Annotated in this window: 34 protein-coding genes, 1 pseudogene and 1 riboswitch; of the genes and pseudogenes, 10 read left to right on the forward strand and 25 right to left on the reverse strand. The window is 38.5% G+C overall.

The annotated features are described in order from the left end of the window. Positions 1 to 116 precede the first annotated feature (116 nt). Positions 117 to 206, forward strand: a complete 90-nt coding sequence (gene prli42 / locus J7W16_RS08650) for a stressosome-associated protein Prli42 (protein WP_210596899.1) — start codon at positions 117 to 119, stop codon at positions 204 to 206. Between the two features lie 253 nt (positions 207 to 459). Here prli42 and J7W16_RS08655 read toward each other — a convergent pair whose 3' ends face one another. From J7W16_RS08655 to J7W16_RS08705, 11 genes are all read right to left on the reverse strand, one after another. After that, positions 460 to 975 (reverse strand): L,D-transpeptidase, encoded by a 516-nt coding sequence (locus tag J7W16_RS08655; protein WP_346726914.1) that lies wholly within the window; start codon positions 973 to 975, stop codon positions 460 to 462. A 37-nt stretch (positions 976 to 1,012) separates the two neighbouring features. Further along, entirely contained in the window at positions 1,013 to 1,981 is a 969-nt protein-coding gene (locus J7W16_RS08660; RefSeq protein ID WP_210596900.1) for an aromatic acid exporter family protein, read from the reverse strand. 138 nt (positions 1,982 to 2,119) lie between these two features. Further along, positions 2,120 to 2,842, reverse strand: coding sequence for an amino acid ABC transporter ATP-binding protein (locus tag J7W16_RS08665; protein ID WP_210596901.1), 723 nt, complete (start codon positions 2,840 to 2,842; stop codon positions 2,120 to 2,122). Beyond that, positions 2,835 to 3,491: an amino acid ABC transporter permease gene (locus J7W16_RS08670; protein WP_210596902.1), complete on the reverse strand. Its 657-nt coding sequence runs from the start codon at positions 3,489 to 3,491 to the stop codon at positions 2,835 to 2,837. The genes J7W16_RS08665 and J7W16_RS08670 overlap by 8 nt, the downstream gene beginning before the upstream one ends. A gap of 33 nt (positions 3,492 to 3,524) precedes the next feature. Beyond that, positions 3,525 to 4,364, reverse strand: a complete 840-nt coding sequence (locus tag J7W16_RS08675; protein WP_210596903.1) for a transporter substrate-binding domain-containing protein — start codon at positions 4,362 to 4,364, stop codon at positions 3,525 to 3,527. A gap of 242 nt (positions 4,365 to 4,606) precedes the next feature. Next, positions 4,607 to 4,759 (reverse strand): hypothetical protein, encoded by a 153-nt coding sequence (locus J7W16_RS08680; protein ID WP_210596904.1) that lies wholly within the window; start codon positions 4,757 to 4,759, stop codon positions 4,607 to 4,609. A gap of 256 nt (positions 4,760 to 5,015) precedes the next feature. Further along, positions 5,016 to 5,759: a FixH family protein gene (locus J7W16_RS08685; RefSeq protein ID WP_210596905.1), complete on the reverse strand. Its 744-nt coding sequence runs from the start codon at positions 5,757 to 5,759 to the stop codon at positions 5,016 to 5,018. Between the two features lie 126 nt (positions 5,760 to 5,885). Continuing rightward, a complete protein-coding gene (locus J7W16_RS08690; RefSeq protein WP_210596906.1) occupies positions 5,886 to 6,731 on the reverse strand; it encodes a manganese catalase in 846 nt (281 codons plus the stop codon). A gap of 163 nt (positions 6,732 to 6,894) precedes the next feature. Then, positions 6,895 to 7,374, reverse strand: a complete 480-nt coding sequence (locus J7W16_RS08695; RefSeq protein WP_210596907.1) for a spore coat protein — start codon at positions 7,372 to 7,374, stop codon at positions 6,895 to 6,897. A gap of 150 nt (positions 7,375 to 7,524) precedes the next feature. Continuing rightward, positions 7,525 to 7,845, reverse strand: coding sequence for a hypothetical protein (locus tag J7W16_RS08700; protein WP_210596908.1), 321 nt, complete (start codon positions 7,843 to 7,845; stop codon positions 7,525 to 7,527). A 128-nt stretch (positions 7,846 to 7,973) separates the two neighbouring features. After that, on the reverse strand, positions 7,974 to 9,665 hold the full coding sequence (locus J7W16_RS08705) for a BCCT family transporter (protein WP_346726915.1): 1,692 nt from the start codon (positions 9,663 to 9,665) through the stop codon (positions 7,974 to 7,976). A 158-nt stretch (positions 9,666 to 9,823) separates the two neighbouring features. Between J7W16_RS08705 and J7W16_RS08710 the strand changes: the two genes are divergently transcribed. The 6 genes from J7W16_RS08710 to msrB all read left to right on the forward strand — a co-directional run bounded on the left by J7W16_RS08710 (position 9,824) and on the right by msrB (position 12,285). After that, entirely contained in the window at positions 9,824 to 10,033 is a 210-nt protein-coding gene (locus J7W16_RS08710) for a DUF1659 domain-containing protein (RefSeq protein WP_210596909.1), read from the forward strand. Between the two features lie 25 nt (positions 10,034 to 10,058). Continuing rightward, positions 10,059 to 10,274, forward strand: coding sequence for a DUF2922 domain-containing protein (locus J7W16_RS08715; RefSeq protein ID WP_210596910.1), 216 nt, complete (start codon positions 10,059 to 10,061; stop codon positions 10,272 to 10,274). 1 nt (position 10,275) lies between these two features. Continuing rightward, positions 10,276 to 10,452: a YvrJ family protein gene (locus tag J7W16_RS08720; protein ID WP_210596911.1), complete on the forward strand. Its 177-nt coding sequence runs from the start codon at positions 10,276 to 10,278 to the stop codon at positions 10,450 to 10,452. A 303-nt stretch (positions 10,453 to 10,755) separates the two neighbouring features. Beyond that, a complete protein-coding gene (locus tag J7W16_RS08725; RefSeq protein WP_210596912.1) occupies positions 10,756 to 11,241 on the forward strand; it encodes a hypothetical protein in 486 nt (161 codons plus the stop codon). Between the two features lie 67 nt (positions 11,242 to 11,308). Then, positions 11,309 to 11,839, forward strand: a complete 531-nt coding sequence (gene msrA, locus J7W16_RS08730) for a peptide-methionine (S)-S-oxide reductase MsrA (protein WP_210596913.1) — start codon at positions 11,309 to 11,311, stop codon at positions 11,837 to 11,839. Positions 11,840 to 11,850: 11 nt separating this feature from the next. Continuing rightward, the gene (gene msrB, locus J7W16_RS08735) at positions 11,851 to 12,285 is read left to right on the forward strand and encodes a peptide-methionine (R)-S-oxide reductase MsrB (protein ID WP_210596914.1); all 435 of its coding nucleotides are present in this window, start codon (positions 11,851 to 11,853) and stop codon (positions 12,283 to 12,285) included. A gap of 77 nt (positions 12,286 to 12,362) precedes the next feature. On the opposite strand, the gene J7W16_RS08740 is transcribed toward msrB, so the two are convergent. Beyond that, entirely contained in the window at positions 12,363 to 12,548 is a 186-nt protein-coding gene (locus J7W16_RS08740) for a hypothetical protein (RefSeq protein ID WP_210596915.1), read from the reverse strand. A gap of 136 nt (positions 12,549 to 12,684) precedes the next feature. On the opposite strand from J7W16_RS08740, the gene J7W16_RS08745 reads away from it, so the two are divergent. The 3 genes from J7W16_RS08745 to J7W16_RS08755 are packed head-to-tail and all read left to right on the forward strand — an operon-like array spanning position 12,685 to position 14,392. Next, the gene (locus J7W16_RS08745) at positions 12,685 to 13,422 is read left to right on the forward strand and encodes an esterase family protein (protein ID WP_210596916.1); all 738 of its coding nucleotides are present in this window, start codon (positions 12,685 to 12,687) and stop codon (positions 13,420 to 13,422) included. A 15-nt stretch (positions 13,423 to 13,437) separates the two neighbouring features. Then, positions 13,438 to 13,950, forward strand: coding sequence for a YjcG family protein (locus tag J7W16_RS08750; RefSeq protein WP_210596917.1), 513 nt, complete (start codon positions 13,438 to 13,440; stop codon positions 13,948 to 13,950). A gap of 7 nt (positions 13,951 to 13,957) precedes the next feature. Beyond that, a complete protein-coding gene (locus J7W16_RS08755) occupies positions 13,958 to 14,392 on the forward strand; it encodes a GNAT family N-acetyltransferase (protein ID WP_210596918.1) in 435 nt (144 codons plus the stop codon). Positions 14,393 to 14,805: 413 nt separating this feature from the next. Here the strand turns inward: J7W16_RS08755 and J7W16_RS22285 are convergent, their stop codons facing one another. From J7W16_RS22285 to J7W16_RS08815, 13 genes and pseudogenes are all read right to left on the reverse strand, one after another. After that, positions 14,806 to 15,141 carry an MTH1187 family thiamine-binding protein gene (locus J7W16_RS22285; RefSeq protein WP_346726919.1) on the reverse strand — a complete coding sequence of 112 codons (336 nt, stop codon included), beginning with the start codon at positions 15,139 to 15,141 and terminating at the stop codon, positions 14,806 to 14,808. Positions 15,142 to 15,216: 75 nt separating this feature from the next. Beyond that, positions 15,217 to 15,894, reverse strand: a pseudogene (locus J7W16_RS22290) (DUF1385 domain-containing protein); the annotation flags it as partial. A gap of 14 nt (positions 15,895 to 15,908) precedes the next feature. Then, positions 15,909 to 16,475, reverse strand: coding sequence for a hypothetical protein (locus J7W16_RS08765; RefSeq protein WP_210596920.1), 567 nt, complete (start codon positions 16,473 to 16,475; stop codon positions 15,909 to 15,911). Between the two features lies 1 nt (position 16,476). After that, a complete protein-coding gene (thiD, locus tag J7W16_RS08770; RefSeq protein ID WP_210596921.1) occupies positions 16,477 to 17,295 on the reverse strand; it encodes a bifunctional hydroxymethylpyrimidine kinase/phosphomethylpyrimidine kinase in 819 nt (272 codons plus the stop codon). A 14-nt stretch (positions 17,296 to 17,309) separates the two neighbouring features. Beyond that, positions 17,310 to 18,419 carry a glycine oxidase ThiO gene (thiO, locus tag J7W16_RS08775; protein ID WP_210596922.1) on the reverse strand — a complete coding sequence of 370 codons (1,110 nt, stop codon included), beginning with the start codon at positions 18,417 to 18,419 and terminating at the stop codon, positions 17,310 to 17,312. A 26-nt stretch (positions 18,420 to 18,445) separates the two neighbouring features. Continuing rightward, positions 18,446 to 19,222, reverse strand: a complete 777-nt coding sequence (locus tag J7W16_RS08780) for a thiazole synthase (protein WP_210596923.1) — start codon at positions 19,220 to 19,222, stop codon at positions 18,446 to 18,448. 3 nt (positions 19,223 to 19,225) lie between these two features. Further along, the gene (gene thiS, locus J7W16_RS08785) at positions 19,226 to 19,423 is read right to left on the reverse strand and encodes a sulfur carrier protein ThiS (protein WP_210596924.1); all 198 of its coding nucleotides are present in this window, start codon (positions 19,421 to 19,423) and stop codon (positions 19,226 to 19,228) included. Between the two features lie 4 nt (positions 19,424 to 19,427). Continuing rightward, a complete protein-coding gene (gene thiE, locus J7W16_RS08790) occupies positions 19,428 to 20,054 on the reverse strand; it encodes a thiamine phosphate synthase (protein ID WP_210596925.1) in 627 nt (208 codons plus the stop codon). Positions 20,055 to 20,123: 69 nt separating this feature from the next. After that, positions 20,124 to 20,228: riboswitch (TPP riboswitch) on the reverse strand. 54 nt (positions 20,229 to 20,282) lie between these two features. Continuing rightward, positions 20,283 to 21,407 (reverse strand): YqgU-like beta propeller domain-containing protein, encoded by a 1,125-nt coding sequence (locus J7W16_RS08795; protein ID WP_210596926.1) that lies wholly within the window; start codon positions 21,405 to 21,407, stop codon positions 20,283 to 20,285. Positions 21,408 to 21,678: 271 nt separating this feature from the next. Next, positions 21,679 to 23,097 (reverse strand): aspartate ammonia-lyase, encoded by a 1,419-nt coding sequence (aspA, locus tag J7W16_RS08800; protein ID WP_210596927.1) that lies wholly within the window; start codon positions 23,095 to 23,097, stop codon positions 21,679 to 21,681. 67 nt (positions 23,098 to 23,164) lie between these two features. Then, a complete protein-coding gene (locus J7W16_RS08805; protein ID WP_210596928.1) occupies positions 23,165 to 24,127 on the reverse strand; it encodes an ROK family glucokinase in 963 nt (320 codons plus the stop codon). Positions 24,128 to 24,136: 9 nt separating this feature from the next. Beyond that, positions 24,137 to 24,331 carry a YqgQ family protein gene (locus J7W16_RS08810; RefSeq protein WP_210597225.1) on the reverse strand — a complete coding sequence of 65 codons (195 nt, stop codon included), beginning with the start codon at positions 24,329 to 24,331 and terminating at the stop codon, positions 24,137 to 24,139. 19 nt (positions 24,332 to 24,350) lie between these two features. Next, a complete protein-coding gene (locus tag J7W16_RS08815) occupies positions 24,351 to 24,863 on the reverse strand; it encodes a hypothetical protein (RefSeq protein ID WP_210596929.1) in 513 nt (170 codons plus the stop codon). Positions 24,864 to 24,899: the final 36 nt, after the last annotated feature.

A 24,899-nucleotide genomic window follows, 5' to 3' on the forward strand; every position in this document is an offset into this window, starting at 1 on the left:
AGTGCAAGTTCAAACCATTAAGTTCTGCCATTTTGTTACTAATCATCAAATCCCCTTGTCCTAAGTTCAAGAAGCAAGTAAAATATAGTTAGAGGATGATAGAGGAGGGTTATGAAATGCCACGTAAATTTCAAAAAACAATTATTTATATTATGATTATTACAATGGTTGTCGGTACACTTTTAATGGGTGTCTCATTTTTCTAATTTAACCCTAAAGAGGCTAGGACATAACTAAAGTGTCTAACTGAAATATCGAACAAAGCAATTACGTAGCGGATGAAATATACGCAGACTCCTGCGGGATGATAAAGCCAAGGATGAGACCCCACAGTCGTAGACGAGGAGGCTCACCGGCTTCCAGCGGAAAGCGAAGTATATTTCAGTAGCGGTTTTACGTCCGCCAACTATATTGTTCGGTTTTTCTATTAGTTAAATCACTTTTGTCCCAGCCTCTTTGTTATTGTACAGCACCATATTCTTTTGCTAGTTCTAAAAAGGTGTGCTCCACGTTATCTGTAATGGCGATCTTTGTCCCAAGTGGTATATAGTCAAATAATGCTTCTACCGTCTTATTAGGTAACCGGATGCAACCAGCGGTAACCGATTGTCCAATTGAATCTGGACGATTTGTCCCATGAATTCCAAATGTTCGACCATCTGTGTCATTCGCATCGAATCCGATCCATCTAGTTCCAAGTGGATTGTTAGGGTCCCCCCCTGGAATATCCTTCTTACGATAATATGGATTTTGAGCTTTTACGATAATTTGAAAGACCCCTTTTGGTGTCTCATCACCATCCTTACCAGTAGCTACATGATGAACCTCTTTGATTTCACCATCATTTATATAAGCAAGTTCATTTGTCTCAACATTCACAATAATGAAAGGGTCCCCATTGATCGGGTTCTCTCCTACCGGCCAAATCGGTGAAGCAACGAGAAATACTAACAGTGACAGAATAGAAAGTCGCACGTTAAAGCCCCCTTCTCTTTTTCCGTTAGTTTATCTCTTACATCTTCTTTTTATCCGCATGATTCCACAGGCGATCCTTTATACGAAGGTATTCTTCTAATTCGTACATAATGTATAGCAATGTTGATCTTACTTCAAACTCTTCCCTCGATAATGGCAAAGGCATCGCCTCAAACTGCTTTTTTATTTGATCAAGTCGTTCTAAAAAATATGGGACTCTATTGGCAGGGCTAACTGATTGACTTAATTCTTCAAATAAATCCGCAATCACTTCACTCTGTTCAACGATCTGATGGATTCTTGAAACATGTGGAATGACCCTCTCCAAGATTTCAAACTGTTTTTCCCTCATGTTGAAATAATAATAATATTGATCGTCATAGCGCAAAATGTGGTTTTGACTATTTAAAAAGGCAAGACTCTTTCCTTTTGTAAGCAATTCAACCGTTTCAGGAATTTCCTTCCCGTCCCATTCACTTTCACCATTTCGTAAATAAATCGCTAACTCCTTTAAAATCCTCTTGAAATGCTCTTCGATTTCTTTGTGGTAATATCTCAGCTTCTTATCATTACTAGGCATATACAAATTCATTAGAAGGGCAATACCTACACCTATAACGATGAGGGAAATCTCATTAATAATTAATTCCCAGCTCAGATATCCAGCTGTGTATATATGTAAAATAATAACGGTACTCGTTACGATCCCTTCACTCACTTTTAACATGACAACAGTTGGTATAAATAATAAAATTAATAATCCAAGTATCCACGGCTCATAGCCAAGTAATTCAAATAATACTCCGCAAAACAACATCGCAACAAGACATGCTGCTATACGATACCAAGACACTTGCAAAGAGCTTCTTCTCGTAACAGAGATACATAAGATAGTAATAATTGCTGCAGAACCATAGAAGTCCAGCTGTAATGCCTGAGCAATAAATACTGACAGACTTGCTCCGACCCCCGTTTTCAACGTTCGATAGCCTATCCGAAATGGCATAGAGACACCTCAATTGTTTTTTTGTAGTGTAGCATAGTTTCACACTAATTTATGACTAATTAAATGACAAAAAACGACCTGTAGCTATACAAGTCGTTTTATTTTCCTTACTATTCAGTCCAAACATACTTCGATCATTTATAATACTTTGGCTAAAAATTCTTTTGCACGTTCAGATTTAGGTTCAGTGAAGAAAACATCAGGTGGTGAGTCCTCCATCAATACTCCATGATCCAAAAATAACACGCGATCAGCTACTTCTTTGGCGAAGCCCATTTCATGTGTCACGATGGCCATCGTCATTCCAGATTCAGCTAGGTCCTTCATGACCTCTAGTACCTCTTTAACCATTTCTGGATCTAATGCTGATGTAGGTTCATCAAACAACATAACTTCTGGTTCCATCGCAAGAGCCCTAGCAATGGCAACACGCTGCTTTTGTCCACCAGATAAGCGGTTAGGATATTCGTCTCTTTTGTCAGAAAGTCCAACTTTCGCGAGTAGAGCCTCAGCTCGATCTGTTGCTTCTTGTTTCGAAAGACCACTTACTGTCATTGGTGCATAGATTAAGTTTCCTAAGACAGTCTTGTGCGGAAACAAATGAAAATGCTGAAAGACCATCCCGATATGCTGCCTTACACGACGTACATTCGTTTTTGGATCGGTTAGTTCTTGACCTTGCACCCAGACTTTTCCTGCTGACGGTGGTTCAAGAAGATTAAGACATCTTAGAAATGTTGACTTACCTGAACCAGAAGGACCAATAATTGCTACAACATCACCTTTTTTTATTTCAGTCGTAATCCCTTTTAGTACATTTACTTTACCAAATGATTTATGAAGATCTTCTATCTTAATCACTACGCTGTAATCTCCTTTCAATGAGACGCCCAATGATTGTAAGGAGCATCACAAGTATATAGTAAACAAGACCTACAAGAAGAAGTGATTCAAAGCTTCTATAAATCTGTGCATTAACTACTTGGGCACGACGCATTAAATCCATCACACCAATAATAGAAACAATTGCTGACTCTTTTGTTAGATTGATAAATTCATTAAAAAGTGCTGGTAAAATATTTCTAAATGCTTGTGGTAATATAATATTCGTCATCATTTGACGATATGGAATGCCTAGTGCAACTGCTGCCTCTTGTTGTCCCTTATCTACTGCTCTTATCCCCGCTCGAATAATCTCAGACACATACGCTGCTGAATTCAATCCAAACGCTAAAACTCCTGCTACATATGCTGAGATGTCAATCCCGAATTGTGGTACTCCGTAATACAAAATCATTAATTGTAAAATTAATGGGGTCCCACGGAATAAAGACGTATACGCATCCGCTAAAAACCTTAAAAAAGCAAAACGACCAATCTTGAAAATCGATAAGATCGTTCCTAACGCAAGACCTAACACTAATGATACAGATACAAACTGTAACGTGACCCCGATCCCTTTTAAAATAAAAGGGATATGGGGCACGATTTGGCTAAAATCCAAATTCATGCCCTATTATCCTTCCTGTATAAAACTTATCTATTATTCTTCTTGATCATCAAACCATTTAATGATTAATTCATCCATTAATCCACTGTCAATCATTTCATTTAATTTTTCATTAAACGGCTCTTGAAGCTCGCTTCCCTTAGGAAATGCAATCGCTGATCCTAGCTCAGTATCGTCTTCAACAGGAAGTTCGAAGCTTGAAAGGTCTTGTGCTTCAATATAACCTGCAGCAACAGTGTCCTCCATAATAATTGCATCAATACGTCCTGTCATCAATTCTTGAACAATTTCAGGAATTCGATTTAACTTCACAACTTCAAAACCTAGTTCTTCAGATAATTTGTCAGCCTCTCCTTCTTGAATTGAACCTAACTGAACACCAACCTTCTTGCCTTCCAGATCTTCCATTGAAGCAATACCAGCATCCTCTGTCGTAACAATTAAATTTACTGCTGTAAAGTAAATATCGGAGAAATCAACATTTTCCTTTCTTTCTTCAGTTGGAGTCATACCTGATAGAACAAAATCAACTCGGTCAGCTTGTATCGCCGGAATAAGTCCTTCAAAATCAATATTCTCAATCTGTAAATCATATCCTAATTCTGAAGTAATATGCTTAGCAATATCAATATCAAAACCAATTATTTCCTCTGTCTCTAAATCAACCGATTCATACGGTGGATAATCTGCAGATGTACCCATAACAAGCGTAACTTTCTCTGCAGGAGCTTCAGCCGTGTCCTCTGTATCAGTTGTATCTGTCGGAGTGTCTCCACCTCCAGTTGTTTCTTCTTCCTCTGCTGTTCCACAACCAGCTAGTAAACCAATTGATAATGCTGCCGATAATGATAACATCCACCATTTCTTTTTCATTCGAATACCCCCTATAATTTTCTCTATCAATATAATATTTATGCTCGCATATGCATATTAACACATAGTTATTTGAATTGAAAATAGTTTTGTTACAATAAATTTGTATCAGAATATTTTTACTTTTACAATTGTTCTAGTAAGTTTTCTGCCAATTTTTTTTTATGATGCAAAACAAAGAAAGCGACCAATAAGAGTCGCTTTCAGATAAGTAATTTTCTATGAAGATAGTATGTTTGTTTTTATTCGTCTGCTTCCTCTGTCTCTTCAGCTGGTGCTTCTTCTACTGGATCTACCCCTTCAGTGTCTGCTGGGTCAGAACCCTCACTGCATGCTCCAAGTACACTTAATGAAAGTGCTCCTGCTAATAATGTGTAAAGTAGTTTCTTGCTCATCTTAAATTCCTCCTTTAGTTTGGAGTTGGAATTTGATGTGCTTCCAACTACATTCATCTTACTAAAGGTATTGGCTAAATTGAACTGATTAACGCGTTTTTACAACCTTTCTCTTGCTCGTTCCTTATTTTTTCAGATTGATTCAATATTTTCATACATTGTTTTTACAAATATAAAATAAAATATACCAGACACGGAAAGGGCCTCTGATAAGGTATCGTCCAAGCTTCAGGGCCTTGTCTGAGTATGCAGTTTTCTAAAATGCTATGTTTTTTTCAACATGTTCGTGGAATTCATCCTTCACGATATGAATAACGACATCTGTTGGTCCCTCTAAATCGGATTCACTTCCCACATAAATACCCGCCTCTTTTTCAGAAAGATCAAGCCACTTCACCGTTTCCCCTGAAGAATCTTTTACCTCGATTGTCAACTTAGCTCCTTTAAGCATTGATCCATCAAGGGTAGCTGAAAGCAGCAATTCAGAATCAACCACTTGGGCGTCAATCTCTACTTCGCCGTGATGATGTTGATGCTCATGTTTCTCAGCCTGTTCATTGTCAGTGCTATCATTTTCATGATCATGCTCGGCGTGAGCTTGTTCTTGAGGCTCTTCACTAATCGTTATTTGTGCTACTGGCATCCGGTGAAGTTCCCTAGCTGTTACATGTGCCTGTACATGATAGGTGCCAGGCTCTGTAAAGGTATGAGTTATAAAATAATTGTTCTCCTCTTGTTCAGATGGTTCTAAGGTCTGACCAGATTCTTTTTGACCTTCTAACCAAATTTCAAACAGAACTTCATCTGCATCATCAACTAGTTCCTCACCTTGTGTAACACTTGCCTCAAATGTAATTTCCTCATTTGTATTTGCTTCTAATGGAGCCACCAACTCAACTTCAATTGGTAGTAGCTCTACTGCTTGGCCACCGGAGTTCAACTCATCTTGTCCACAAGCTGATAGCAAAACAATTAAGAGCAACATGATATATTTTTTCATACTTTACCTTCCCTTCCTTATTCCATATAAAGGATATCATAGTAGCATATGATTTGCTAAATGATGCGTTGAAGATTTTGTGAACTAAAAAAGATGCCCCAATACACTGGGGACATCTTATCTAACTTAATACATAGGAGGCATATGTGGAGGATTTGGTAAAACAGTATCATGTACATAAAGAGGAGCTGGCTTTAATCTCGGTTTTTTGCCGAAAGGTTCTGGATTATGAACATACTGGAACTGTCCTAATCCATCCATACTTGGCCCGTGAGCCCAACGCCCTTCCTTACTAGCTGTGCCACCAGATAAATCGTAGTACTCATATGAGACTGCCTGTTTCTCTAAAGAACGAGGGAATGTACTAGGTACGACAATGTTTTCTTTCTCCTCTAATTCACAAATAGCTGCATACCACTGGTTCTGATGCATCGTATCACGAGCAATTAACCAAGAGAGCATATCCTTCACGCCTGGGTCTGTCGTCATTTCATATAAACGAACAGCTTGTAGGCGCCCCATTGATTCAGCAGTTAAGTTAGCTCTAAAGTCTGCTAATAGGTTACCGCTTGCTCCAATATATGAAGCAGTCCATGGGTTTCCTGCACTATCAACAGGCAATGAACCTAGACCAGAAACTATAACATGCTGTGGGTTCATCCCTCCTAAGACAGCTCCAATCACTGGATCCTTTGCCGCAAGCTCTTGATCACCAATAGGGGCATCATTTAGCAAACGAGCAATCATCGTTGCAAGCATTTCAACATGCGCTAGCTCTTCTGTACCAGTAGCTAATAATAGATCACGGTATTTTTCATCTCCACGTGAATTCCATCCTTGGAATAGATATTGCATCGCTACAGAAATTTCCCCAAAATGCCCCCCTAAAATCTCTTGAAGCTTTTTCGCGTAAACGGCGTCCGGTCTAGTTGGCTTAGCGTTGTACTGCAAATTTTTAACATGATAAAACATTCGTTCATCCCCTTTAAATAAAAATGACTTCTTTGCTACTCTATTCAGTCAAACGCCCAATTGTTACAAAAATTTTTTAATACTTTATGTATACAAGGATTTAAATGTAGAAAAAGAGAAAAAGGACAGGAAAAATCCCTGCCCTTCTTCATTTTCCATAAACTTAAAGAATGTCTAAGTTTACTAGTAACGCAAGAAGAATTTGAAGTAATAATTGGATGTTTACACCAATTTGAGTATCTGTTGTTGTTACTTCAACGTTTCTTGAATTCTCAATTACTGTTTTCTGTACTGAGATTTGCTTAATTTTAGAGCTTTGAAGTAATTCTTGTGTAATTTCTTCTGCTTGGTCGCTATCTGCAATTGAAATGCTAATTACTAATGCGATTGCCGCTTGTAATGAAGCTTGTAATTGAACAGCCGCTTTCGTATCTGTTGTATTTACTGTAATATCACAAGAATCCTTAATGAAGATTAGCTCCTCAGAATGTTGTAATGTTTTGCTTACTTGACCAGCTTCTTGCACGACATCATCACCTTCTTCACAAGTTGGAATACAAGGGTGTGTTGATTTCGGGTCTAATGCTGACCACCCTGCTGATTTCGTTGTTGATTCTGTTGAGTAGTATACATCTTGATTCATTTTCAATTCCTCCTTTCGGTTTCTAATTTACTCTATGTAACCTAGACATTTTTGCGTGGTCAATTGCCCTAAATCAAACGCCTATTTTGTTAGTCAAATAAAAAAAGTGCCTCAACCGATCAATTTGACCGTTGTGACACTTCCACCACATTACTCTTCTTTTTCATCCTTGATAAATGTCTTCACATTACTAACATCATTATTACTGTTCGTTAATTTATTAAGTGTTTCTTGAACAAGTGGATTTATTTCTGGCTCTCCTCCAGCTTGATTTGATTGTTCAAAATCAGTTTCATCAACCGTTTTATTCTGATTTTGTAGAAATTTCTCAACCTCACTCTGTATTTGTTCCACAACATCTTTAACCTTATTTTTTTCTTCTTCAGACAGTTCAGCAGTTGACTTAGCATCGTGCTTTTTTAAGACTTTACCAACCATTAGGTTAATCAAGTCTTTTTCGTAATTTTCCAATTAAATACACCCTTTCATAATCAATCTCTACCTATTAGCATTATTAGCTTATGAAAGTAATGAATGTTTGGTGTAAAAAAACAGGTATTTCTTGCATTTACTCAAGAAATACCCTCGAAACTATTTCCTTATTTATTTTTCTTATCTGTAGTTATCTCATTATAAATCTCTTCCTTTACTTGCTCATAAACATCTTCTTTAATTTCTTTCTTCATATCTTCCACCAATTCTTCTTTCAATTCTTCATATATCTCTTCACGAATTTCTTTTGTTATTGATTCACGCCTCTTTGACTTCCGTTTCCGATCCTCTATCTTAAAATCCTTTCCTAACATCATTAGAACAGCTAGAATCATGAACACCATAATTATTGCAAATGGAAGTGCGGCAATGATCGATGCAGTTTGCAGTGCTCCAAGGCCTCCATCACCACTAAGTAGTAATACACTAGCTGTTCCGGCTATCAATAATCCCCAAATCATCTTAACGATGAGACCAGGATTTAAACTTCCGCGAGAGGTCATTGTTCCTAGAACATATGAAGCTGAATCAGCTGATGTAATGAAGAAAATAAGAATTAATAGGACAGCAAGGAAGCTCGTTATCGCACTTAACGGAAGTTCTCCAAGTGTTGCAAACAAAGCTAGTTCCACATTATTCATAACCAAATCACCAATTGGAGCAGTGCCTGCAATTTCAATATTAAGGGCAGTACCCCCAAAGGTAGTAAACCATATAACAGCTAGAACAGTTGGCACTAGAAGAACACCAATCATGAATTCTCGAATCGTTCTCCCCCTAGAAATGCGGGCAATAAATATCCCCATAAAAGGTGCCCAAGCAATATGCCACGCCCAAAAGAAAATCGTATTTGTACCAAGCCATGCACTCTCTGTGAATGGAGTCATCGTTAAACTCATTGATGCCACATTGGTAATATAGCCCCCAAGTGTCGTGACAAAGCTTTCAGCGATAAATAATGTAGGCCCAACAATAATAACAAAAATCAATAGTAAACCAGCAACTGCTAAATTGATATTACTTAGTGTTTTTATTCCTTTATCCACGCCTTTTGCAGCGGAGAACATAAATAGAAACGTAACGATTGTTATAATAGTAATCTGTGTCCAAACATTATTTGGAATTGGTGAAATGTAGGATAGACCACCTGTTATCTGAAGTGCACTTAACCCGAATGTGGTTGCAACCCCTGTACACGTAGCAATTACAGCTAATATATCAATCCCTTGACCAAACCACCCGTTTACACGATCACCGATTAGTGGATAAAATGCAGAACTAATTAAGGCCGGTCGGTCCTTTTTAAATTGCACATAAGCCAAGGTTAAACCGACAATTGAAAATATTGCCCATGGATGAAGGGCCCAGTGGTAGACAGCATAACGTAAACCAGCCACCGCTGCCTGGGGTGTTTCAGCAGTGAAGCCCATTGGTGGATCTAAATAGTACAAAACAGGCTCTGCAACTCCCCAAAAAACAAATCCAACCCCAATTCCTGCTGCAAACAGCATCCCAATCCATGAGTACCATGAATATTCTGGTCTCTCATCCGGCTTACCAAGTCGAATTCTTCCAAATGGACTAATAGCTAAAATAATAACAAACAAAACAAAAAATGCTGTAACAAGCATATAAAACCAGCCAAAATTATTTATCATCCAGCCTAATCCTTCACCAGCTGCTCTGTCTAGCGATTCTGGTGCAAGTGCTCCCCATGCAACAAAAAGACCGACAAGAATAGCTGAAATAATTAAGACACTACTCGGTCTCGATTCAACATTTGATTGATTTATCTTCACGCCTTCCACCCTTTCCCATCAGAAGAATTTATAGGTATTCCTAGCTTTTATTAATTACCCACTAACATCTTATTACAAACTCATCAATAAATTATTTTCTATCACTTCACCAGAAACTATTCAACCAAGCTATATAAATAATGAAAGGAGGTGATCACATGAATGAAGCACAACAAACTCGACTCTCACTTGTTTTTATTACCGGTGTAAATGAGGAAGGGAAAAACATCACGAAGACTAAAAGTTTTAGCAATGTCAAAGGTAGTGCTACAGACGAAAGCTTGGTTGCACTGACTAACGCCTTAGTAAGTCTTCAACAGCATCCACTTGCAGACTCTGTTCGTAACAATCATTACTCAGTTATCTAAAATATGAAAATGAGGAGGAATAGCAATGAGCAAACGTTTAGAACTATTGTTTAAAAATGAGGAAGGTCGTTCAGTCACTTTATCCGTTGACGATCCAATCGAACCACTTGATCAGGTTTTGATTACGAACTCAATGAATGAGATTATTGCAGGGGATACAATTGTGACAAGTGGTGGAAACCTGGTTGCTATTATAGGAGCACGTGTTGTTGAAAGAAATGTCACACCTGTAGAGTTGTAATATGGATGGTCTTAATGTTTGGATGCCACTACTCGGAGAATACGGTTTTCCTGTCATGGTTACAATCTATTTACTCTACCGGCTCGAGCAGAAGATTGATAATGTAACGACAGCAATCGATCGTTTACCCGAGAAGCTTTCTTCCAATCAAGATGTCACGATTCGATCTATAAAGTAAAAGATTAGATCAGCAGTCACTGAAAAAGAAACTCTTTTTCGGTGGCTTTTTTGTGTTCAATTTCTTTGATCCAAGAAAATTCTGTTTGACTCGGTTAGAAAATTATTTAAGTGCCAAACTAGAACAACAGAAATAAACTGGAGGCATCTTATGAAAACACAGATCTATTTATTTAGCCCCTTCTTCCAACCATAGAATGATTACTTTTGATCTCCCACTCCTTATCTTAAGTATATTTCACAATTAACAGATTCATTTTGATCCCGCCCAGCTTATGCGGCGTCTTTTCAGAAGGGAGAATGTATGGAAAAAGAAAAAAGGATGGAAGTCTTGTTTTGGTGTATTGCCTTTCCTGGGTTTGGGCAATTTTTAAATAAAAAGTACGCAAAAGGTTTCTTTTTCGTAATCCTCGAATTTACAGTAAATGTTCAAGCTCGATTAAATTTAGCCATTATTCCTAGCTTTTATGGCAACGGTGAAGCAGCGAACGCTGTTGTGAACTACCAATGGATTATGTTCTACCCATGTTTGTACTTATTTTCAATGTATGATGCTTACCGGGATGCTGGTGGCGATAAGATACGCTACGCATTTGTTCCATTTGCGATATCGGCCTATTTCGGAACGGTTGGGGTTGTGTACTCTTCAACATTCTCCATATTTAACCACATACTCGGTGTTATCTGGGCACCTATCCTCTTTCATATAAGCGGTTATGTTGTTGGTATGCTCGTCCGAAAGCTGATTTTGATGGGGATTGACTCAAACCTAAACAAAAATCCACTATGAGCATCTACTAAGTAAACAAGGATGTGACATGCTATACTAAGGACAAAGAAAAAGGGGGTAAGGCGTAATGAAAACATCTTCCTTTGAGAAGGCAACATTTGCTGGCGGCTGCTTTTGGTGCATGGTCAAGCCATTTGATCAATACGATGGGATTGAATCTGTTATCTCTGGTTATACAGGTGGCCATACTGAAAATCCAACGTATAAAGAAGTGTGCTCCGAAACAACTGGACATTTTGAAGCAGTACAAATTACATTTGATCCAGCAATCTTTTCCTACGAAAAAATTGTTGATATTTTCTGGCAACAAATCGATCCGACTGATGCAGGTGGACAGTTTTTTGACAGAGGTGATTCATACCGAACCGCTATTTTTTATCATTCAGAAGAACAGAGAATAGTTGCTGAAAACTCAAAAGAGAAACTTGAAAATAGTGGACGCTTTTCAAAGCCAATAGCCACATTAATCTTACCTGCGTCGACGTTTTATCCAGCTGAAGACTATCATCAAGACTACTATCAAAAGAATCCTGCACATTATTCAAGATATCGAAAAGGGTCTGGACGAGAAGACTATATTAATCGCCACTGGAGCTAGGAGGAATTAGAATGAGTAACGAAAAGAAGGAACAACTTAAACAGAAACTAACAGAGATGCAGTATCATGTCACACAGGAAAATGGAACTGAACCTCCATTTCGAAATGAATACTACGAAAACGAAGAAGATGGGATCTATGTTGACATCGTATCTGGCAAACCACTATTTAGCTCTAATGATAAATACGATGCAGGGTGTGGCTGGCCAAGCTTCACGAAACCTATCGTTGAAGAAGAAGTTATAGAAAAAGAAGACTTCAGTCACTCCATGGTACGAACAGAGGTCCGTAGCAAAGAAGCCGATTCTCATCTTGGACATGTATTTAATGATGGTCCCGGACCAAATGGATTGCGCTACTGCATCAACTCTGCAGCCTTACGTTTCATTCCAAAACAAGACTTAGAAAAAGAAGGCTACAGCACATACAAAAAATTATTTGATTAAAAAAAACGATCTTGGAGAAATACTCCAAGATCGTTTTTCCACTTACAATAAAACATGAAGAACTTCAAGAAAGATCCCTAAATAATTTCGTCATATGTATAACGAACAATATATTTTTCTGATTGTAGTTTCTTTATTTCAACTAGAGGACCAATTTCATACCCATTCATCCAATTGTCTTCAATTTTTGCTTTTACACAACCAGCTTGAAACTTCGAGTAGAACACTTGTTTATAATAAATCCACTTTGGTAGCTTTTTCATGCCCTCACCTTTCTCGTATTTCATTTATCTTATTGTACAAAATATGTCGCAACTACTCAATTCGTTCATCATAGCATTCTTCTGGCAAATTAGGTAAACTAAGAACAAGACATATTTCAAGAAAGGAATTGAGTTGATGGCTAAAAAACCATTACAAGGGTCAATTACTGACGCTGTAATCAAAAGTAATGAGCTAAAAGAAGATATTTCACTACTTATTTATACACCTCCTGATTTTACACCTTTAAAGACATATGATCTGCTTATATGTCAGGACGGAAATGATTATTTCCAAATTGGTAGAATTCCTAGGCAAGCAGAGGCGCTAATGGAGGAAGGCGACATACGAGAAACGATTATTGTTGGTGTTCCCTACCCTTCAGTCGATGAAAGAAGAGAGCGTTACTTTCCAAGAGCAAAAAAGAACGAAGCATATATACGCTTTCTAGCACATGAGTTACTACCATTTCTTGACGAGGAATACCCACTTGAACCACTTGCCTCAGCACGGACATTAGCTGGTGATTCGCTTGCTGCAACGGTTTCTTTAATGACAGCGGTCCGCTATCCGAGCTTATTTGGGCAAGTAATGATGCACTCACCATTCGTAAATGAAGATGTCTTGACTGAGGTGAAGGCTTGTCAAAAGCCTGAAGAATTATCACTCTATCATGTTATTGGTCTAAAGGAAACAGCAGTGAATACAACAGACGGAAACATTGTTGATTTTATACCGCCCAATCGTCAATTAACAGAGCTCATTGAAGAGATGGATTTCACTTATTATTATCATGAGTTTGATGGGGATCATAAATGGACTTATTGGCAAAAGGATTTACCACGTGGACTAAAATCATTACTTTCGTATACATAAAAGGGAGGTTTTACGATGAAATACGGAATTGCTCTTTTTCCTTCAAAACCATTACAGGATCAAGCGAATTCATTTCGGATGCGCTATGACACACATTATGCCCAGATCCCACCGCATATCACATTGAAGGATCCATTTGAGCTAGAGGAAGATCAGCTTCCTCAATTACTTAAGTCATTGAAAGAAATAGCGAAAAATGCTGATCCTGCTTATATTAAAGTATATAAGGTAGACAGCTTTTATCCACAGTCAAATACAATCTTCTTTAAAATTCAAGAGCATGAAAGCTTAACCTATTTATATAAAGCATTACACCAGGATTCAGAGGAAACAAAGCCTTACAGCTTCGTCCCCCATTTAACAATTGGTCAAGATTTATCAGAAGATGAGCATGCAGATATTGTTGGTCGCTTAAAGATGAAAGAGTTCGAGCATGAGGAAACGATTGACCGCATGCAACTTTTATATCAACTTGAAAATGGTTCTTGGACCGTTTATGAAACATTTCGATTAGGAAAGGAAGCTTAAGATACTTATGAAAGTCCAACAGGTTATAAATAAACAACAGCTAGAAGATGCTTACAAAATCAGAACAGAGGTATTTGTCGAAGAGCAACATGTGCCTATTGAAGAGGAAATTGATCAATATGAAGATCAGGCTATCCACTTTGTCGTATATAATGATCAAGAAGTACCTGCTGGAGCAGGTCGACTACGTTTTGTGGATGGCTATGGTAAAATCGAACGAATCTGCATTGCCAAAGTCGCTCGTGGTACAGGAGTAGGACGATTGCTTATGCAGGACATTGAAACAACCATTTCTGATAAAGGATTCACAAAAGCAAAGTTAAATGCTCAACGACAAGCTGAGCCATTTTATGCGAAGCTTGGATATGAAACGGTTTCAGACGAATTCCTTGACGCAGGAATCCCACACGTGACAATGGTGAAACGATTGAATCGTGGCTAAATTAAAGAACTTCTGTCTATAATTAAAAGCCATTAGGTGATCTTAACCGGTTAAGTTGACGGGGAGAAAAATGCAAATCACAATGAAAATATTATACTAATCAGCATATATATTAACTGTTAATTGGCAATATAATGCAAGTTTAAACGCTCAGAAAAACAACTCGCTTAGTTTAGTGAACTATCTTAGATTAGTTTTAGCACAGACTTAACAACATCGCATAAATTTTATGCGGTGTTGTTAAGTTGCATGGGTGTTGATCTGCTAATTAGTATAGTAAACGTCAAATTATTTCTATAACAACAAAAAAGAGGACACCCATTCATATGCGAATTATGCCCTCTGTTAAGTCGTTATTTACTGATTTCCCGGATTAACCGAACCCACTATGACATTCTTAATGGCTTTTTCAATCATTCCGCTGAATTCTGTTGTGGATTGGCTTCGGTTAATTTAGACTGTACAGCCTCTAGCTTCCCTGCCATCGTTGATTGTTTATCACGTCGATCATCGATTCGAATATTTGTTGCCACTCGCTTAATACCATATGTAAATGGTACTTCATGGATCGCCTGAATTACTTCAAATAAGATTGGCAATTCTCCTTCAATTAATGTACTCATCGGTGTAAGCTGATAGTTTATTTTTCCTTCGTATGATTGAAGGACCTCTTGAATTTTTGCAACATACTGACTGACACTAGGTGTTTCGGTACCGATTGGGATAATCGTTACATCTACAATAGCCAATGATTTCTCCTCCTTCTTTGTTGATTTCCTTCTTACTATTAATCTTTCTGGAAATTCTTCTGCTGCTAGCTTGCGATAGGATTCAATTGATGCGAGGAGATGCTTGCGCTCAGGCTCCTCCGTAGTGACATAGACCTGAAGCCAATAGGAAATAGTAAGAATAGGCTTCCTAAAGAGAAAACCAACGTGCGGTAATTTCATAGATTTCTGAACAACTGGGATCATCAGTACACTACTGTATGATGCCAGCTCTATTGCCCGAAATAAAGGAAATTGTAAAATTAGAAGTACAAGACTAATGAATAGAACACTCAAGAAATAAATGACAACGGCATTCGTTGAGCAGTGTCGATTCGTAATTGCTGCTCTTTTAATAAGTGATAATCTTCCTCTTGATATAAGACCTTTGTAGCTGAATACTTTATGCTCCGCCCCATGATACTTTCTGAGTTGTTTCGGGAATATAAAGTGAGTTCCTAACATGAAATAAATTAAAAGGTAATACGGTAGTCCTTCCCATTGTAAAGCAGAGGACATCTTCGGTAAAAAAATAAGGGTAACAAGAAGAATCGGTATGATTTTAAACCACAGCGGCATGGCTAGAAATACTTGCTTCATCATTAAAGCCATCGTTTTCCCATTAACCGGCTTCACCCAACTCTGTAGACGGCCACCTTCATGGTAGGCACATGATACATATTCTTTGCCAATATAAAAAATGCCCTTTTGGTAGGAAAGTCCTTTGACAACCAATGATCAACCCACCTTTATTTAATTAGTATCCAATATGGAACATTTTCAGCTTCTCCAAAAGTCGGATCTTGAAAACTGGCATCATCTAAGTCTAAAGGAAGATGATTAGTCCATGTATGAAGATAGCGAATCGAGATGTCTTCTGCTTTTACATTCTCCCCTGACATTACGACTTCAAATTCACCGCTATTGCCATAGCTAATTTGCTCAACCAATTGATTACTAAACGAAAAAATTACACCGTTTTCGACAACCTTACCAGCGGTTTCTTCGATCACATCACCAGCATACAATAGCTTTAGCTCGGCAGTCTCTATGCTAAATGATTCATCCGATTCAATAAAAACACTGATATAATCATCTCCATATATCCCTTCTGAAGGCATAATTGTCCAGTCCCATTCTCCTTGAATACGCAAGCCTTGGGATTGTTCGTCCACTTGCACATCAACCTCAATGACCTCTTTAAGTTCTTCATTTGTAAAAGTATCAGTATCACCTAAGAAATAATATCCACCTATAAACATAATAATCATTAAAATACCTGGTAAGATAAGTACTGGCTTATTTCCACTAAACATATTAAAGAACACCTTTTTTATTAGCTAATGTCCGATAGGCTGCGTGGTTAGTCGGCCCAATTCCATTTCCGATTTCTAAGGAATGAGAAATCGCAGATGTAATAAATTCCTTTGCTGTTTGAACAGCTTCATTAATCGGTTTGCCTTTGGCTAATTCAGCTGCTATAGCCGCTGCAAATGTGCACCCTGTGCCGTGTGTATGCTTTGTTTCAATACGTTCTGTTGCTAATTCATGAATGTCTTGACCATCATATAATAAATCTACAGCTGGCCCTTCATGTAAATGCCCACCCTTGATCACAACATAATCCGGACCCATTTTGTGAAGTTCAATTGCAGCATTCTTCATTTGTTCAATTGTAACGATTTCTTCTAGACCAAGTAATGTTGCTGCCTCAGGTAGATTTGGAGTAATTACTGTCGCAACCGGTAATAGTTTTGTAACAAGGGCTTCTATTGCTTCTGTTTGAAGTAATTTTGCACCGCCCTTCGCAATCATAACTGGATCAACGACAACATTCTTCACATTATATTGTGTTAACTTCTCAGCAACTAGAGTAATAATCTCTGCTGAAAACAGCATTCCTGTCTTGACTGCATCTGCACCGATATCAGACAGGACGGCATCAATTTGAGCTTCAATTGCTTCAAGTGACTGTGGAAATACCCCATGTACCCCGAGTGTATTTTGTGCTGTTAATGCTGTTATCACACTCATTCCAAACGTATCACGCTCTTGAAACGTTTTTAGATCTGCTTGAACCCCAGCACCTCCACCACTATCTGAACCGGCAATTGTTAGTGTTTTAGCAATTGTCATGCCTTTCTCTCCTTTTATGAAAATCGTTCTGGTCTACACGATGCTAACGGACCATAAATCTTACTTTCGTCAATTAAATCGGCAACAGCAATTGCGGTAACTGGACTAAGTAATATTCCATTTCGGTAATGTCCTGTTGCAAAAATGACATGTGATGCTTGATCGAGTTTCCCTATCAGTGGGAACCCATCTTGAGTAGCTGGACGTAGACCTGCCCAAGTATGAAAAGGTGTCCTCGTTTCCAAGTGAGGGAAAACCTTTTTATTCCAATTCGTTAAACGGGCAATCCCTTTTTCAGTCACATCTGTTCTAAACCCTGCAATGTCCTCAGATGCCCCGTTCACAAGAGTGCCATTAGCCTTTGGAACAAAGTACCCTTGGCTTGTATATACAATATGTTTTATGTCATTTTCTGGAAGATCATATGCACAGATTTGACCTCTAATTGGGTAGACAGGTATTCTAAGGCCAAACGTGTCCTGAAGTTCACTAGACCATGCCCCAGAACAAACGACTAGGCGATCACCAGTAAATGTTTGATTATCCTTTGATTTTAATGCTACCCTTTCTTGCCATTCAACCACTTCAACAGTTTCTAGCTGATCATGAATAATGACCCCATTCAACCGACAGGCAGTCTCAAGAGCCTTGACATAGTCAGGAGCAAAGACATGGCTTTCTTCAGGATAATACATTGCTGCAATTAAATCCTTTGAAAGAAGTGGCTCCATTTGCCGTAAGCGATTGCCAGAAATAAGCTCAGCCTCAGCTCCCCACTCTTTCTGCCAGGATTTACGTGTTTCTAGTGCTAGCACATCAGCTTCATGATAGACAGCATGTAAACTGCCACTTTCACTATATTCAAAATCTAGTTTTGAAGCAGCTTTCACCTCTTGCTGCCACCTTTTAAAAAGACGTAAACTATCTAAACAAAGCTGGAAGAAATCGTCTGGGTCCTCCCCTATTTCTGAAAAAGGTGCGAGCATTCCAGCTGCTGCACCAGATGCCTGTCCACCACAGACGTTTTTCTCTAGTATCGTCACTTGATGTCCTCTTTTATTTAATTCAAAGGCTGTTGCAAGACCAATGACACCGCCACCTAAAACAAGAACATGTTCCCCCAAAAAACTCACCCCTTGCTTCACTGCTACTAGTTAGAGATAAATGATGTAAGTCCACTACTAGCTGTTGCATACTTTTTCTTCGGTATTCGACCTGCTTCAAATGAAAGTCTACCTGCCTCAATTGCATACTTCATCGCCTGAGCCATTTTCACAGGATCCTTCGCTTTCGCTACTGGTGTATTCATTAACACACCATCCGCCCCAAGCTCCATTGCTTGAGCCACATCCATTGCCGAACCCAAGCCAGCATCTACAATAATTGGCACATTAGATTGTTCGATAATTAACTGAAGATTATATGGGTTCAAAATCCCGAGTCCAGTCCCTATAGGTGCACCGCCCGGCATAACTGCAGCAGCACCAGCTTGTTCTAATTTCTTACAAAGAACAGGATCATCCGAAGTATATGGAAGAACGATAAAACCTTCATTTACAAGAATTTCAGTTGCCTTTAATGTCTCAATTGGATCTGGTAGTAATGTTTTTTCATCAACACTAATCTCAACCTTAATCCAATCACTTAATCCCGAAGCTTTAGCTAATCTGGCAATCCTTACTGCTTCCTCAGCAGTTTTCGCACCAGAGGTATTAGGTAAGTAAGTGAACGGCATATCTTCTAAATGTTGCAAAATAGCATCTTCACTAGGTGCTTCTAAATTGACACGACGTATGGCAAACGTTAATACTTCTGCTCCTGATGCCTTAATCGCTTCATTCTGAACAAAAGGATTAGGATATCTTCCCGTCCCAAGGAAAAAACGAGATGAAAGCTCTTTTCCAGCTATTGTAAGTTTCTTTTCCATGGCTCATCCTCCTCCAACAAATTGAACTAATTCAATCTTCATTCCATCTTCAATCTCTGTCGCTTCCCACTGTGATCGATCTATAATTTCCCCATTAACCTCAGTTACAACGAGTTGGGATTCTAGTTCAAAATGAGCAACAACCTCTGCAAGAGTACGCACAACTAAATGATGCTCATCACCATTGACAATCAATTGCATCTACTTACACTCCCTTAGTCTCTAATTTCTGTATGAATTGTTTACAGACAGACTGGATATCTTCTGCACCAACAATTTCACTGATCATACAAATTCTAGTTGCACCAGCTGCAAGAACTTGATCGACATTGTGAAGTTTAATCCCTCCAATTGCGACAAAAGGAATCTTGATCTCTGATGAAACTTGTCTAATATATTCTGTTGTTACAGGGTCAACCACATCGACTTTACTTTTTGTTTCAAATATTGGACCAACACCAATATAGTCCGCACCTTCTGCTTCCGCTAGGCGGGCTTCCTCAATATGATGTGTAGATAAGCCAATAATCTTATCTCCAACAAGCTTTCTCGCTTCTTGAATCGGTAAATCATCTTGTCCAATATGAATTCCGTCTGCATCAACAGCTAATGCAACATCGATGTGATCATTGACGATAAACGTTACATTATGTTTTTTCGTAAGTTCCCGCAGCTGCTTTGCCTTTTCGAATACTTCTTTTTTGCTACTCGTTTTATCTCTGAGCTGGATGATATCAACTCCACCCAAAATGGCTTCTTCCATTACATCCAGCAAGCTCTTCCCTTGATGAAACTCTTCTCCTGTAATTGCATATAACTTAAATTCTCTCATTACCTTCCACCCCTTATAAATTAAAAAGCCGTATCCCGAACATACGGAATACGGCTACAGATGATATACTCTCATTTGCATCGACTTCCCTACGCTGGTATTAGCCAGATCAGGTACGAGGGTAAAAGGATTGATCCTTTTTCTCAGTCAAAATCGACACCCCTAGTCTTCATTTTAAGTGCTATTCTTTGTCTCCATTATGACAGAATGACCTTAAAATGCAAGAGACTACTCTCCTAGAAGATTAATGATTGATCCCTTATTGACATCATATACTTGTTCAAATTGCTCTCCAAGTAAAATCGCTTTTCCAGAAGGTGATATCTTTAATGGAAGATTACGTTCGAACGTTGCAAGCTTCTTTTCTGAATCTTCTTCTACGTTATAGGCAATCAATTCATATCCATCAGTATAGCTAAAGAAATCACTACTGTATTTGGGACGCATGTAATAAAAGAGATTTAATTGTTTGTCATATGTGTAATAAGGTACCCACCATTGTTCGGAATACGTATTCAATATCGGCATTTCAATTTCTCTAAAGGATTCCTGGTCCTTATAAAAAGTATATGATGAGTACAGAGCATCTGGTCGGTCGACCGTCACAGTAAGAGAGAGACCTTCAGAGAAACTCATATAGGCAATGACGTCATCTTTCCAAATTGATTTCTCTCCAGTTTCAATATCAAGTTCAAAGAGTGGTGCAAAATACGTTGGTTCAATTTCATCCCACTTCAAATAGGCGACCTTTGTGTCATCAACCCATTGCATATAGGACTGTTCTAGATCAATCTCATCAATTGAACCTTCCGTTACATCGACAACATAAGATGTGAACTGCCAATCCGGTAAGAAAGCGACTAAAACAAAAGTGTTTATGTTATAAGGATTCCAGAAGACAGAATACTCCTCTCCTAAATCTCTTATAACCAATTTTTCTTCCCCTAATTGATTGACAATGGTCAATTTTGCTCCCTCTGTCTCACTTAGTGTCTGAATAGCAAAAAGAGTTGAGTCTTCATTTGTTTGTGTATCAATAATCCAATCATCCGTTTCGAAAAAAACAGAAGATTGAGTTGTGTATAGCTCGTAAGTCATAAGCTTGGAACCTTGCTCGTTTTCCTCTAAATAAAGAATCGTTTCATCATTAACCCACCCTACTACTTCAATAAAAGATGGGGACCTCTTTTGTAAAGGGATAATTGCCGAAGCTTCTACGAAAGATTCAGGAACTTCAACCTTTTCTGACTTCTCTTTCTTTGTTAATGGGGATGGAGTTACCTCAAGTGGTTCCGCGGTTGAACATGCAGTAAGTACAAATAAAACAATCATATAAAAAAAGATGTATCTCAAGATGACTTTCTCCCCCTCCTCACCGCATTATCTCATGTTCTATCTTAAACGACAATTTCTTCTTTATGTATATTAGACGATTTTTTTCCCTATTACGTTTCACTTTTTTCTAAAAAAACAAAAAAAGATTTGTCACAAAAGGAATAAATGCAACCTTTGGACAAATCTCTAAGCACTGATGGTGTTACTGTATCTTTCAGGAACCTTGCAATATGTGTGATAAAAAGGGAATCTACTTATTTATTTTGGTACTTTGAGACAACCACGTCTGTCATGAGCCTTCTATAAATCTAGCTCCAGCAATACCTGGACTAGTCATTTCATTAGGATCAAGGATCTCATTTAGCTCCTCTTCTGAAAGGATCCCTCTTTCTAAGCAAATCTCTCTAACAGAACGATTTGTCTTGATCGCTTCCTTCGCAACACGTGAGGCCATTTCATAACCGACATGAGGATTAATCGCGGTTATGATCCCAACACTTCGTTCGACCTGTTCGAGACAACGATCAATATTGGCCGTAATCCCTTCAACTGCATAGATTCGAAAAACATGTATTCCATTTTTCAAGATAGACAATGATTGTAATAAATTAAAAATAAGAACAGGTTCCATAACATTAAGTTCAAGTTGTCCAGCCTCTGACGCCATTGTAATGGTTTGGTCATTCCCAATCACTTGAAAGGAGATTTGGTTAATCACTTCGCACATGACTGGATTAACCTTCCCTGGCATGATTGAAGAACCAGGCTGCCTTGATGGCAAATTAATTTCATTGAACCCCGTTCGAGGCCCTGAACTCATCAAACGCAGATCATTAGCCATCTTAGAAAGATTAATGGCAAGGATCTTTAACGTGCTTGATAATGTCGTATAAGCATCTGTATTTTGAGTTAAATCTACTAGATCCTCCGAAGTTTTAAATGGAAAGCCCGTACATTGTGCTAAGTGAAAAACAACCTTTTTAATATAATCAACCTTAGCATTCAAACCGGTCCCGATCGCAGTTGCACCCATATTCACTTCAAATAAATGATTGCTAGATTGCTCAATTCGTTTTAAGTCACGAGATATAACACGGCGATACGCCCCAAACTCTTGACCTAATCTTATTGGTACAGCATCCTGTAAATGCGTTCTACCCATCTTTAGGACAGAATGAAATTCCCGCTCCTTCTCTTCTAATGTATGAATGAACTTTTTAATCTCATCACATAATTGATTAACAAGTCTTAGCGAAGAAATATGAATGGCAGTTGGAAATACATCATTTGTTGACTGTGCCATGTTAACATGTGTATTTGGACTAACGCGTAAATACTCACCTTTTTCTCCACCTAGAAGCTCGATTGCTCGATTAGCAATCACTTCATTTGCATTCATATTAAAAGAAGTGCCGGCTCCTCCTTGTATAGCATCTACAATGAAATGATCATTAAGAAGACCTTCAATGACTTCTTCAGATGCTTTAACAATGGCATCAGCAATATCCTTCTTTAGAGTTCCTACCTCTTTATTCGAAAGAGCTGCTGCTTTCTTTACATAGCCAAATGCTCTAATAAGCTCTGGATGCGGGGGATAGCCTGTAATCGGAAAGTTTTCTACTGCTCGCATCGTTTGAATGCCGTAATAGGCACTTTTTGGTACCTTCTTCTCACCCAGAAGATCTCGCTCTGTACGGTATTCTAACATCCTCTAGTCCCCTTTATACATCAACTTTAACAAGTCATACCATATATGTATAAAGGAGAACGAGTAATTATGATAGTTGCTTCGCTATCCAAGCCCCACCAATGACACCAGCATCATTTCCGAGTGTTGCAATTTTAAATTCTGCTCCTTCAGCTACTCTTGGCAGAGCGAATCGTCTAAATTCAGACTCTAGAGGATCTAAAAGGTGCTGACCTGCTTTTGAAACTCCCCCACCGACGACTATTTTCGCAGGATTTAGGGCATTCGCTAAATTAGCCAACGCTAATCCTAAATGGAAGCAAACTTCATGGACAACCGATTGCGCTACTTCGTCACCTAATTCAGCTGCTTCAAATACTTCTTTTGAGCTAATAGCTCCATGCTGCTCCAATAGATCAGCTAAAGTCGATGGTGAACCATCTGCTAAAGCGTTCATCGCAAGTCTTTTAATCCCAGTTGCAGAGGCAACGGTTTCTAGACAACCAGTCTTGCCACAATTACAAGGCATTCCACCCTCAGCGATCACTGTGTTATGGCCGATTTCACCAGCCATCCCGTTCGCTCCATTTAAGATCTGTCCGTTGGCAACAATTCCCCCACCAACACCTGTGCCTAGTGTGACACAAAGAAGATCGCGTGCCCCATCACCTGATCCACGCCACATCTCTCCAAGGGCAGCGATATTTGCGTCATTGTCTACGGTTACAGGCAATCCTGTTTCTTTTTCAAGTAGATCCTTTAACGCGAAATCTTTCCATCCTATATTAACCGCTTGATAAATGAAGCCTGTATCCATATTAATGAATCCAGGTGCACCTACTCCAATTGCTTGAAGGTGGTCTACAGATTCACCCAATTCAGCAGATTTTTGACGAATTGCCTCAGCAATGTCCTCTGGAATTTCCGTTCCACCATTGGCGGTATTAGTCGGTATTTCCCATTTTGAAATAATTTCTCCTTCACCTGTTACAAAGGCCATCTTAATTGTTGTACCGCCAATATCTACCCCTACAAACCACTTCTCCATCATATCCACCCTCTACTCTCGTACTGTGCTCATTTCATTTCGTAAGATGCGAAGACCTGCGATATACAATGTCCTCTCTATTATATTCCATTCGTGCAACTCTCTTAATTCTTCCTCCATTAGAGCAAGATCTAGTGCACGATCGCCAGTATAAATAATTGTCCCATGCTTCTTTAGTAATTGTTGGACATCGTACATCGTCTTCATCATACTCACCTCACTCCTATTATAACAGTTTAATTACTGTTACGAAAAGAAGCCAGACTAATGGAATGAATGAAATATAGGTAGATCGACGGGCCATCTGTAGGAATCGAATTTGAATAAATAGACCAAAGGCAAGAGCAGCTGTAAATATAACACCTGCAGTCAACGTAAAAAATGTCCTCATTTCAAGTAATCCGTATTCAAAACCAATCAAAAAGAAAATAACCGCCAGAACCAGTAGGACTACTTTGTCTTCGGGATGAAAAAATCCAAATGTTGGATGGTATCTTGATATACTTGCTACAATAAATAGCAGAGCAAAAATAGATAGAATAATTTCAATAAAACGAAAACCGATCCACCCAGTTAAAAACATACCTGCTAGCATACCTATATAACAAAGGATCGAGAAAAATAATGAAAACAGAAATAGGTGAATGGGTCTTGGGGGGTCTTTCGGTGCTGCAAGCAATCCTCCAATAGTGACGCCGATTGTAAAAATAAAAATCAGTACTAACATTATTAACCACATCAGCAACATCTCCTTCATATTTTATTCACTTTATAT

Source organism: Halalkalibacter suaedae (genome assembly GCF_017939705.1).
In the GTDB taxonomy this organism is placed as follows: Bacteria; Bacillota; Bacilli; order Bacillales; family Bacillaceae_D; genus Halalkalibacter; species Halalkalibacter suaedae.

Bases quoted from the DNA above. Each gene is read 5' to 3' on its own strand.
- prli42 (WP_210596899.1), top strand. From the start codon at position 117: ATGCCACGTAAATTTCAAAAAACAATTATTTATATTATGATTATTACA.
- J7W16_RS08660 (WP_210596900.1), bottom strand. From the start codon at position 1,981: ATGCCATTTCGGATAGGCTATCGAACGTTGAAAACGGGGGTCGGAGCA.
- J7W16_RS08670 (WP_210596902.1), bottom strand. From the start codon at position 3,491: ATGAATTTGGATTTTAGCCAAATCGTGCCCCATATCCCTTTTATTTTA.
- J7W16_RS08675 (WP_210596903.1), bottom strand. From the start codon at position 4,364: ATGAAAAAGAAATGGTGGATGTTATCATTATCGGCAGCATTATCAATT.
- J7W16_RS08680 (WP_210596904.1), bottom strand. From the start codon at position 4,759: ATGAGCAAGAAACTACTTTACACATTATTAGCAGGAGCACTTTCATTA.
- J7W16_RS08685 (WP_210596905.1), bottom strand. From the start codon at position 5,759: ATGAAAAAATATATCATGTTGCTCTTAATTGTTTTGCTATCAGCTTGT.
- J7W16_RS08690 (WP_210596906.1), bottom strand. From the start codon at position 6,731: ATGTTTTATCATGTTAAAAATTTGCAGTACAACGCTAAGCCAACTAGA.
- J7W16_RS08695 (WP_210596907.1), bottom strand. From the start codon at position 7,374: ATGAATCAAGATGTATACTACTCAACAGAATCAACAACGAAATCAGCA.
- J7W16_RS08710 (WP_210596909.1), top strand. From the start codon at position 9,824: ATGAATGAAGCACAACAAACTCGACTCTCACTTGTTTTTATTACCGGT.
- J7W16_RS08715 (WP_210596910.1), top strand. From the start codon at position 10,059: ATGAGCAAACGTTTAGAACTATTGTTTAAAAATGAGGAAGGTCGTTCA.
- J7W16_RS08720 (WP_210596911.1), top strand. From the start codon at position 10,276: ATGGATGGTCTTAATGTTTGGATGCCACTACTCGGAGAATACGGTTTT.
- J7W16_RS08725 (WP_210596912.1), top strand. From the start codon at position 10,756: ATGGAAAAAGAAAAAAGGATGGAAGTCTTGTTTTGGTGTATTGCCTTT.
- msrA (WP_210596913.1), top strand. From the start codon at position 11,309: ATGAAAACATCTTCCTTTGAGAAGGCAACATTTGCTGGCGGCTGCTTT.
- msrB (WP_210596914.1), top strand. From the start codon at position 11,851: ATGAGTAACGAAAAGAAGGAACAACTTAAACAGAAACTAACAGAGATG.
- J7W16_RS08740 (WP_210596915.1), bottom strand. From the start codon at position 12,548: ATGAAAAAGCTACCAAAGTGGATTTATTATAAACAAGTGTTCTACTCG.
- J7W16_RS08745 (WP_210596916.1), top strand. From the start codon at position 12,685: ATGGCTAAAAAACCATTACAAGGGTCAATTACTGACGCTGTAATCAAA.
- J7W16_RS08750 (WP_210596917.1), top strand. From the start codon at position 13,438: ATGAAATACGGAATTGCTCTTTTTCCTTCAAAACCATTACAGGATCAA.
- J7W16_RS08755 (WP_210596918.1), top strand. From the start codon at position 13,958: ATGAAAGTCCAACAGGTTATAAATAAACAACAGCTAGAAGATGCTTAC.
- J7W16_RS08765 (WP_210596920.1), bottom strand. From the start codon at position 16,475: ATGTTTAGTGGAAATAAGCCAGTACTTATCTTACCAGGTATTTTAATG.
- thiD (WP_210596921.1), bottom strand. From the start codon at position 17,295: ATGACAATTGCTAAAACACTAACAATTGCCGGTTCAGATAGTGGTGGA.
- J7W16_RS08780 (WP_210596923.1), bottom strand. From the start codon at position 19,222: ATGGAAAAGAAACTTACAATAGCTGGAAAAGAGCTTTCATCTCGTTTT.
- thiS (WP_210596924.1), bottom strand. From the start codon at position 19,423: ATGCAATTGATTGTCAATGGTGATGAGCATCATTTAGTTGTGCGTACT.
- thiE (WP_210596925.1), bottom strand. From the start codon at position 20,054: ATGAGAGAATTTAAGTTATATGCAATTACAGGAGAAGAGTTTCATCAA.
- aspA (WP_210596927.1), bottom strand. From the start codon at position 23,097: ATGTTAGAATACCGTACAGAGCGAGATCTTCTGGGTGAGAAGAAGGTA.
- J7W16_RS08805 (WP_210596928.1), bottom strand. From the start codon at position 24,127: ATGATGGAGAAGTGGTTTGTAGGGGTAGATATTGGCGGTACAACAATT.
- J7W16_RS08810 (WP_210597225.1), bottom strand. From the start codon at position 24,331: ATGAAGACGATGTACGATGTCCAACAATTACTAAAGAAGCATGGGACA.
- J7W16_RS08815 (WP_210596929.1), bottom strand. From the start codon at position 24,863: ATGTGGTTAATAATGTTAGTACTGATTTTTATTTTTACAATCGGCGTC.